This is a genomic window from Streptomyces sp. NPDC007875, from assembly GCF_042868035.1.
GTDB classification, from domain to species: Bacteria; Actinomycetota; Actinomycetes; order Streptomycetales; family Streptomycetaceae; genus Streptomyces; species Streptomyces antimycoticus.
This window is the reverse complement of record NZ_JBIADZ010000079.1, coordinates 1-9,189: the sequence shown is the minus strand read 5'-3', so window position 1 is coordinate 9,189 and position 9,189 is coordinate 1. Positions and strand designations below refer to the sequence as shown.

The 9,189-nt window shown below is 70.3% G+C and carries 2 protein-coding genes; both read right to left on the bottom strand.

Going from position 1 to position 9,189, the window contains the following annotated elements; all coding sequences use genetic code 11:
• Positions 1-6,572, bottom strand: a 6,572-nt coding sequence (locus ACFYOY_RS48840) for a type I polyketide synthase (RefSeq protein WP_388594554.1), incomplete at its 3' end; no start/stop codon positions are given.
• Positions 6,573-6,597: 25 nt separating this feature from the next.
• A partial coding sequence (locus ACFYOY_RS48835) for an SDR family NAD(P)-dependent oxidoreductase (protein ID WP_388594551.1) occupies positions 6,598-9,189 on the bottom strand: 2,592 nt, incomplete at its 5' end.

Genomic DNA, 9,189 nt, shown 5'->3' with positions numbered 1-9,189 from the left:
AACGCCGGCTGAGTGAACGCCGTCTGATCCAGCAGCTCGGCATCCGCGCTCCCCTCCGCCGCGAACACCACCTCCCGCAGCGGACGATCCAGCAGCATGTCCAGGTGCGCGCACACCTCGTCCAGCGCGCGGGCGAACACCGGGAACGCCTCGTACAACTCCCGGCCCATGCCCAGACGCTGCGCACCCTGACCCGAGAACAAGAACGCCGTCGAACCCGAAGTACGCGCGACGGACTGCATCACTCCCGGGGCAGCCTCACCGGCCGCGACAGCCTCGAGCCCTCGCAGCAGTTCCGCACGGTCCGCGACCGTGACCACCGCTCGGTGTTCGAGGGCCGAGCGCGTCGCCACCAGTGAGTACGCCACATCCAGCGTGCCCAGTTCGGTGCGCGCCATCAGATGCGACCGCAGCCGCTCGGCCTGGGCGCGCAGGGCTTCCGGGCTCCGGCCGGAAAGCGCCCAGGGAAGGACGCCGTGGTCATCGGCGGGGTCCTCGTCCGGCACCGCCTGGTCGTACACCGGGGCCTGCTCGATGATGGTGTGCGCGTTGGTACCGCTCACACCGAAGGCGGAGATACCGGCCCGGCGCGGCTGACCGGTCTCGGGCCACTCGGTGGCCTCCGTCAGCAGCCGCACCTCACCCGCCGACCAGTCCACCTGCCGCGACGGCTCATCCACATGCAGCACCTTCGGCAGTACACCGTGGCGCATCGCCATGACCATCTTGATGATCCCGCCGACGCCGGCGGCGGCCTGGGTGTGCCCGATGTTCGACTTCAGCGCGCCCAGCCACAGCGGACGGCCCTCCGGCCGCTCCTGGCCGTACGTCGCCAGCAGCGCCTGCGCCTCGATCGGGTCACCCAGCGTCGTACCGGTGCCGTGGGCCTCCACCGTGTCCACCTCGGCGGCCGACAGGCGGGCGTTCGCCAGCGCCTGCCGGATGACCCGCTGCTGCGAGGGGCCGTTCGGCGCCGTCAGGCCATTGGACGCACCGTCCTGGTTGACGGCGGAGCCGCGCACGATCGCCAGCACCTGGTGACCGTTGCGCTCGGCGTCCGACAGCCGCTCCACCAGCAGCATGCCCACACCCTCGGACCAGCCCGTACCATCCGCGGCATCCGCGAACGGCTTGCACCGGCCATCGGGCGCCAGCCCGCGCTGACGGCTGAACTCCACAAAGGCCGCCGGCGTGGCCAGCACGGTCACACCACCGGCGAGCGCCATGGAGCACTCGCCCTGACGCAGCGACTGCGCGGCCTGGTGCAGGGCGACCAGCGATGACGAACACGCCGAGTCCACCGTCAACGCGGGCCCCTCGAGGCCCAAGGTATAGGAGATTCGACCGGACACGACCGAGGTCGCGTTGCCGGTCAATATCTGTCCTTCCAGGTCCTCCGCCGACTCGTTGACACCGGCCCCGTAGCCCGAGGTGGCAGCGCCCACGAACACGCCGATCTGGTTGCCGCGCACGGACGTGGGAGCGATACCGGCGCGCTCGAACGCCTCCCAGGACGTCTCCAGCAGCAGCCGCTGCTGGGGATCGATGGCGAGTGCCTCACGCGGCGAGATGCCGAAGAAGGCCGCGTCGAACTCACCCGCGTCGTGCAGGAAACCGCCCTCGCGCGAGTAGAACGTGCCCGAGTGGTCGGGGTCCGGGTGGTACATCCCGTCCACATCCCATCCACGGTTGGACGGGAAGTCGGAGATCGCGTCGCCGCCGCCGGCCACGAGGTTCCACAGATCCTCCGGGCTGCGCACACCGCCCGGGAAGCGGCAGCTCATCCCGACAATCGCGATCGGATCGTCGTCGACCGGGGCCGCCACCGCCACCGGCGCGGCCACCGCGCCTCGCGTCCCGAGCACCTCGGCACGCAGATGGTCCGCCAGGATCGACGCGTTCGGGTAGTCGAAGACCAGCGTCGTCGGCAGCTCCAGCCCGGTCTCCCCCACCAGCCGGTTACGGAACTCCACCGCTGTGAGCGATTCGAAACCCAGCTCCTTGAACGCGCGCTCGGGCTCGACCGTCTCCCCACCGGTGAATCCGAGGACCGCGGCCACATGGCCACGTACCAGGTTGAGCAGGGTCCGGTCGATCTCGGCCTCGGTCAGCCCCGCCAGCCGCTCCCGCAGACCCGCCGAGGCTTCCGACTGGCCGGACCCGCCCCCGGATCGGAGTACCTTTTCGACCTCGGGGAGGTCGCCGATGAGCGGGCTCGGCCGCTCCAAGGTGAACGCGGGGGCGAACCGCTTCCAGTCCATGTCGGCGACCGTCACCGCACCGTCGTCGCCCGCGAGCGCGCCCCGCAGTGCGGCAAGAGCCAGCTCCGGAGCCATGACGAGCAGGCCGCGGCGGGCGAGCTCGCGCTCCATCCCCTCCGATGTCGCCATGCCGCTTTCGGCCCAGGGACCCCAGGCCACGGCGGTACCGGCGAGACCCCGGGCACGGCGGTCCTCCACCAAAGCGTCCAGGTAAGCGTTGGCGGCGCTGTACGCGGCCTGGCCGCCACTGCCCCACACACCGGCGATCGACGAGAACACCACGAACGCGTCCAGCTCCCGGTCGCCCAGCAGCTCATCCAGATACGCGGCGCCCGCGGCCTTCCCGGACACCACCGCCGCGGCATCCGCCAGACTCATCCCGGCAAGCTCAGCCGCCTGCTCAACACCTGCCGCATGGAACACCGCAGTGAGCGGAAACTCCTCCGGAACGGCGTCCAGCACGGCGGCCACCTGCGCACGATCGGCCACATCACACGCTGCCACGGTCACCCGGGCACCCAGCGCCTCCAGCTCCTCGCGCAGCTCCGCCGCCCCCGGCGCCTCGGCGCCACGGCGGCTGGTCAGCACCACATGCTCGGCACCCTGACCCACCACCCAGCGCGCCACCCGGCCGCCCAGCGCGCCCGTGCCGCCGGTCACCAGCACCGTGCCACGCGCCCGCCACGGCCGCTCGGCCCCCTCACCCGCATCAGCCTTCACCAGACGCCTGGCGAACACACCCGAACCACGCACCGCGACCTGGTCCTCGCCGTCCCCGGCCGAGAGCACACCGGCCAGCCGCGCCGCACCACGCTCGTCCAGCGACTCGGGCAGATCGACCAGACCACCCCACATCGCAGAGTGCTCCAGCCCCACCACCCGGCCCAGACCCCACACCTGCGACTGCACGGCACCGGCCAGAGCATCCCAACGCCCCACCGACACCGCACCACGCGTACCGCACCACAGCCGAGCCGGAACATCCGCCTCAACCATCGCCTGCGCCAGCGTCAACGTGGCGGCGAAGCCACCCGACAGCGCGGGGTGCCCCGGACAAGGCTCCTCGTCCAGGGCGAGCAGCGACAGCACTCCACCCAGCTCAGGCAGCTCCGCGACCATCCCACGCAGCCGATCCGCCAGCACCTTCGCGTCCAGGTCGCGCTCATCCACCGCCAGCGAGACGACACCCGCACCATGCCGCTCCAACCCGGCGACAACCCCCGCCACCAGCTCATCCTCGGCACGGGACGCCGGAACCACCACCAGCCACGACCCCGACAACGACCCCTCGGCCACCTCCGGGACCGGCTTCCACGACACCCGATAACGCCAGCCATCGATCGTCGACCGATCACGGCTGCTGCGGTGGTACGCCGACAGAGCCGGCAGCACCGCACGCAACGACGCCTCGTCGTCGAAGTCCAACTCCTTCGCGAGCGATTCGAGATCCTCACGCTCCACGGCCTGCCAGAACCGCGCATCCACCTCGTGACGGATTCCGGCATCGGCACCGGCCGCATCGACGGACTTCTCGACCCAGTAACGCCGACGCTGGAAGGCATAGGTCGGCAGGTCGATCCTGCGGGCCCCGAGACCGTCGAAGACCGAGGTCCAATCGACAGCGGAGCCGTGAACGTGCAGCCGTGCCAGCGCGGTGGTCAGCGCCACGCCCTCCGAGCGGTCCTTGCGCAGCACCGGCACGATCACGGGCGCCGAGGCAGGCTCGCCCCGTTCCGTCAGGGAGTCCTGCGTCATCGCCGAGAGCACACCGTCGGGGCCCACCTCCAGGAAGGTGGTCACGCCCTGTCCCTCAAGCGTCCGCACCCCGTCCAGGAAGCGCACGGCTTCCCGCACGTGGCGCACCCAGTACTCCGGCGAACACACCTCGGCGTCCGAGGCCATCCTGCCGGTGACGTTGGAGACGAGGTCGATGGCGGGCGGGGCGAACGACAGCCCCTCGACGACCTTGCGGAAGCCGTCCAGCATCGCGTCCATGCGAGGCGAGTGGAACGCGTGGCTGACCCGCAGCCGGCGGGTCTTACGGCCCTGCTCCGCCCACTGCCCCGCGATCTCCAGCGCCGCTTCCTCATCACCGGCGATGACCACGGCGTTCGGACCGTTGACGGCAGCGATGCTCACCTCGGCCTCACGACCGGCCAGCGACGGAGCAATCTCCTCCTCCGACGCCTCGACCGCGACCATCGCCCCACCCTCGGGCAACGCCTGCATCAAACGCCCACGGGCGGCCACCAGCGTGCACGCGTCCGCCAGCGAGAACACCCCCGCCACATGCGCGGCCGCGATCTCACCGATGGAATGACCGATCACCACATCCGGGGTGACACCGAAGTGCTCCAGCAGCCGGAAGAGCGCCACCTCGATGGCGAACAGCGCGGGCTGAGTGAACGCCGTCTGGTCCAGCAGCGCGGCCTCCGCGCTCCCCTCCGCCGCGAACACCACCTCCCGCAGCGGACGGTCCAGCACCACATCCAGGTGCGCACACACCTCGTCCAAGGCGCGCGCGAACACCGGGAAGCCGTCGTACAGCTCCCGCCCCATGCCCACGCGCTGCGCACCCTGACCCGAGAACAAGAACGCGAGAGTGTCCTCGATCCGTGTCGTGCCCTGGACCACCTGAGCCGCGTTCTCGCCGGTGGACAGGGCCTCCAGGCCACGGAGGAGCTCGTCCCGGTCCCCGGCGACCAGGGCCGCACGGTGATCGAAAGCCGAACGGGTCGTGGCGAGGGAGAATCCGACGTCCGCCGGTGTCAGCTCCGAGTGGGCACTCAGGTGGGCGTGGAGTTGGCCCGCCTGGGCGGCGAGCGCCTCAGCGCTCTTGGCGGACACCAGCCATGGCAGGACAGCGGGCCGCTTTGCCCCGTCCACCTTGGGAGCGGTCGCCTCGGACTGCCCATCACGGTCGGCTTCCGGCGCCTGCTCGATGATGGTGTGCGCGTTGGTGCCACTCACCCCGAACGAGGAGATACCGGCCCGGCGCGGCCGGTCCGTCTCCGGCCACGCGGTGGCCTCCGTCAGCAGCCGTACCTCACCGGCCGACCAGTCCACCTGCCGCGACGGCTCGTCCACATGCAGCGTTCGCGGCAACACCCCGTGCCGCATCGCCATCACCATCTTGATCACACCGGCCACACCCGCCGCCGCCTGCGTATGACCGATGTTCGACTTGATGGCACCCAGCCACAGCGGGCTGTCCGCCGACCGCTCCTGGCCGTACGTCGCCAGCAGCGCCTGCGCCTCGATCGGGTCACCCAATGTCGTGCCCGTACCGTGCGCCTCCACCGCGTCCACCTCGGACGCCGACAACCCGGCACTGGCCAGCGCCTGACGGATCACCCGCTGCTGCGACGGACCGTTCGGCGCCGTCAGACCATTGGACGCACCGTCCTGGTTGATGGCGCTGCCCCGCACCACCGCCAGCACCGGGTGGCCGTTCTTCCGCGCGTCCGACAGCCGCTCCACCAGCAGCATGCCCACACCTTCGGCCCAGCCCGTACCGTCCGCGGCGTCCGCGAACGGCTTGCACCGGCCATCAGCCGCCAGCCCACGCTGACGGCTGAACTCCACGAACGACCCCGGCGACGCCATCACCGACACACCACCGGCCAGCGCCAGCTCACACTCGCCCTGACGCAGCGCCTGCATGGCCATGTGCAGCGCCACCAGCGACGACGAACACGCCGTGTCCACCGTCACCGCGGGTCCCTCGAGACCGAAGGTGTAGGAGATACGCCCCGACACCACGCTGGCCGCGCCACCGGTCAGATAGCCCTCGAGTTCACCCCCCACCTCATAGAGATGAGTCGCGTAGTCCTGACCGTTTGTACCGACGAAAACCCCGACCTGCCTGCCGCGCAGGGACACGGGGTCGATCCCGGTTCGCTCGAACGCCTCCCATGACGCTTCCAGCACCAGCCGCTGCTGCGGATCGGTCGCCACGGCCTCACGGGGAGAAATTCCGAAGAACTGCGGGTCGAATTGGTCGGCATCGTAGATGAAGCCACCCTCTCGGGCGTAGCTCGTCCCAGGATTGTCCGGGTCCGGGTGGTAAAGCCCCTCGAGGTCCCAGCCGCGATTGGTCGGAAATCCGGAGATGGCGTCGACGCCATCCGCGACGAGTCGCCACAGGTGCTCCGGGGTGCTTACGCCCCCGGGAAAGCGACAGCTCATTCCCACAATGGCGATGGGCTCCCGCGACGCCGCCATCAGGCGCTGGTTCTGTAGCTTGAGGCGGTCGTTTTCCCGCAGAGAAGCGCGCAGCGCTTCGACAACTCTTTCGGAGGACGTAGCCATCAGTAGCTCCACACTTCCACGAACATCAAAGGTCTGCGCCGCCCAGTGCCCTCTGGACGAGGTCGTCGACATCCATCTCGTCGACAGCGCTGTTCATTTCTTCTTGGGGCACCGGCTCAGAACCGCTCTCCGAGATGTGGGCGAGTTCCAGCAGGGCGTCCATAAGTCCGGCCTCACGGAAACGCGCGAGCGGAATTGAGGCCAAGGCCTCGCGAATTCGGTCTTCTTCGGGGTCGTTCTGCTCAGCGCCGCCGGCCTGCGGAAACATGTTCGTCTCCAAATGCTCGGCCAGTACGGTGAGGTTCGGGAAGTCGAACGCCAACGTGGTCGGCAGCTCCAGGCCGGTGATCGCGCCCAGACGGTTGCGGAGCTGCACGGCCGTCAGCGAGTCGAAGCCGAGTTCCCTGAACGACCGATCGCTCTCGATGGCGTCAGGGGTCGCATGCACCAGGACCGCGGCGACGTGCTGCCGGACCAGCTTGCGCAGGGACCGCTGACGTTTCGCCGAGGACAGCCCCTCCAGACTCGCGCGCAGCTCCGCCGCGGCCGATTCGGCCGGCTCCGGGTCAGAGGACGCTGACGACACGTTCGTCCGCCGTGGCTTCGTCAGCTCACTCAGCATGGGGGTCGGCCGGGTTCCACCGAGTTCTTCACCGAGGCGGTCCCATGCGGCGTCGGCCACAAGGACGAAGGTCTCCTCCACGTCGAGCGCGCGCTGGAGCGCGGAGATCGCCAGTTCGGGGTCCATCGGGGCCACGCCGCCCCGCTCCATGTGCCCTTCGAGGTCGCCGTCGATGACCATGCCGCTGCCGGCCCAGGCGCCCCAGGCGATGGAGACCGCCGGAAGCCCGTCCGCCCGCCGCTGGGCCGCGAGTGCGTCCAGGAAGGCATTGCCCGCCGCGTAGCTCCCCTGCCCCGGACCGCCTGTCGTGCCCGCCGCCGAGGAGAACAGCACGAACGCCGACAGATCCATCCCGGCGGTCAGCTCATGCAGATTCCGCGCCGCGTCGACCTTCGGACGCAACACCCCGGCCGCCCGCTCCACCGTCAGCGCATCGATCACACCGTCGTCCAGCACACCCGCCGAATGGACCACGGCGGTCAGCGGGAACTCCGACGGAATCGCGTCCAACACTGCGGCCAGCGCCGCACGGTCGGCCGTGTCACATGCCGCCACGGTCACCCGGGCACCGAGCTCCTCCAGCTCCGCCTTCAGCTCGACGGCGCCCTCGGCCTCCATCCCACGACGACTGGTCAGCACCAGATGCTCAGCGCCCGTACGCGCCAGCCACCGCGCCACATGACCGCCCAGCGCACCCGTACCACCGGTCACCAGCACCGAACCACTCGGCCGCCAGCCATCCGTGGCCGTGCTCTCAGGCGCCGAGGCCCGCACCAGCCGCTTGACGAAGACCCCCGAACCACGCACCGCGACCTGGTCCTCGCCGTCCCCGGCCGAGAGCACACCGGCCAGCCGGGCCACCGCACGGCTGTCGATGGTCTCGGGCAGGTCCACGACACCGCCCCACCGCTGGGGATACTCCACTCCCACGATCCGCCCCAGCCCCCAGACCATCGCCTGTGTCGGGCTCACCAGCCGGTCGGAACGTCCCACCGACACCGCACCCCGCGTCCCGCACCACAGCGGGGCCACCACACCGGCGTCACCCAGCCCCTGGACCAGCGCCACCATCGCCGCCAGCCCGGCCGGGACCACCTCGAACGACCCGTGCGCCGACTCATCCAGCCCGAGCAGCGAGAACACACCCGCCACATCCGACGGATCCACCCCCGTCTCGTCGAGCGCCCCACGCAGCCGCTCCGTCATCACCTCACGACCATCGGCCGCGTCGACGACCATGCGCACCACGTGCGCACCGCGCCCGGCCAAACCATCCACCACGGAGGCAAGCAAGGCGTCGTCACCACAGACCTTGGGAACGGCGACCAGCCACGTGCCGGTAAGCGTGGCCTCAGCGGCGGACTCCGCCGACTTCCAGACCACGCTGTAGCGCCAGCCGTCCACCGTGCTCCGCTCACGCCACTGACGACGCCACGACGACAGCGCCGGAAGCAACGCGGTCAGGGACGACCGCTGCTCCTCGTCGTCCACCTCCAGCGTCCGGACCAGCGCCGCCAGGTCCTCGCGCTCCACAGCCTCCCAGAACCGGGCGTCCACCGCGTCCGCGCCCAATCCCTCACCGCCGGCGGGCACCTCACCGACCGCCGCGTCCAGCCAGTACCGCTGACGCTGGAAGGCGTAGGTCGGCAGGTCGACCCGATGGGCACCACGGCCCTCGAACACCGTCCGCCAGTCGACGCCGACCCCGCTGACGTGCAGCTCGGCGGCGGAGGTCAGGAACTGCTCCAGGCCGCCCTCGTCCCGCCGCAGCGTGCCGACGACCACGGCCCGCGCCCCGGCGGCCTCCACCGTCTGCTGCAACGGCAGCATGAGTACGGGATGCGGGCTCGCCTCGATGAACACGCCATGCCCGCTGTCGAGCAGGGTGCGGGTGGTGGCCTCCAGCTCGACGGTCTGCCGCAGGTTCCGGTACCAGTACTCGGCATCCAGACCGACCGTGTCCACCAGCTCACCGAGCACCGTCGAATAGAACGG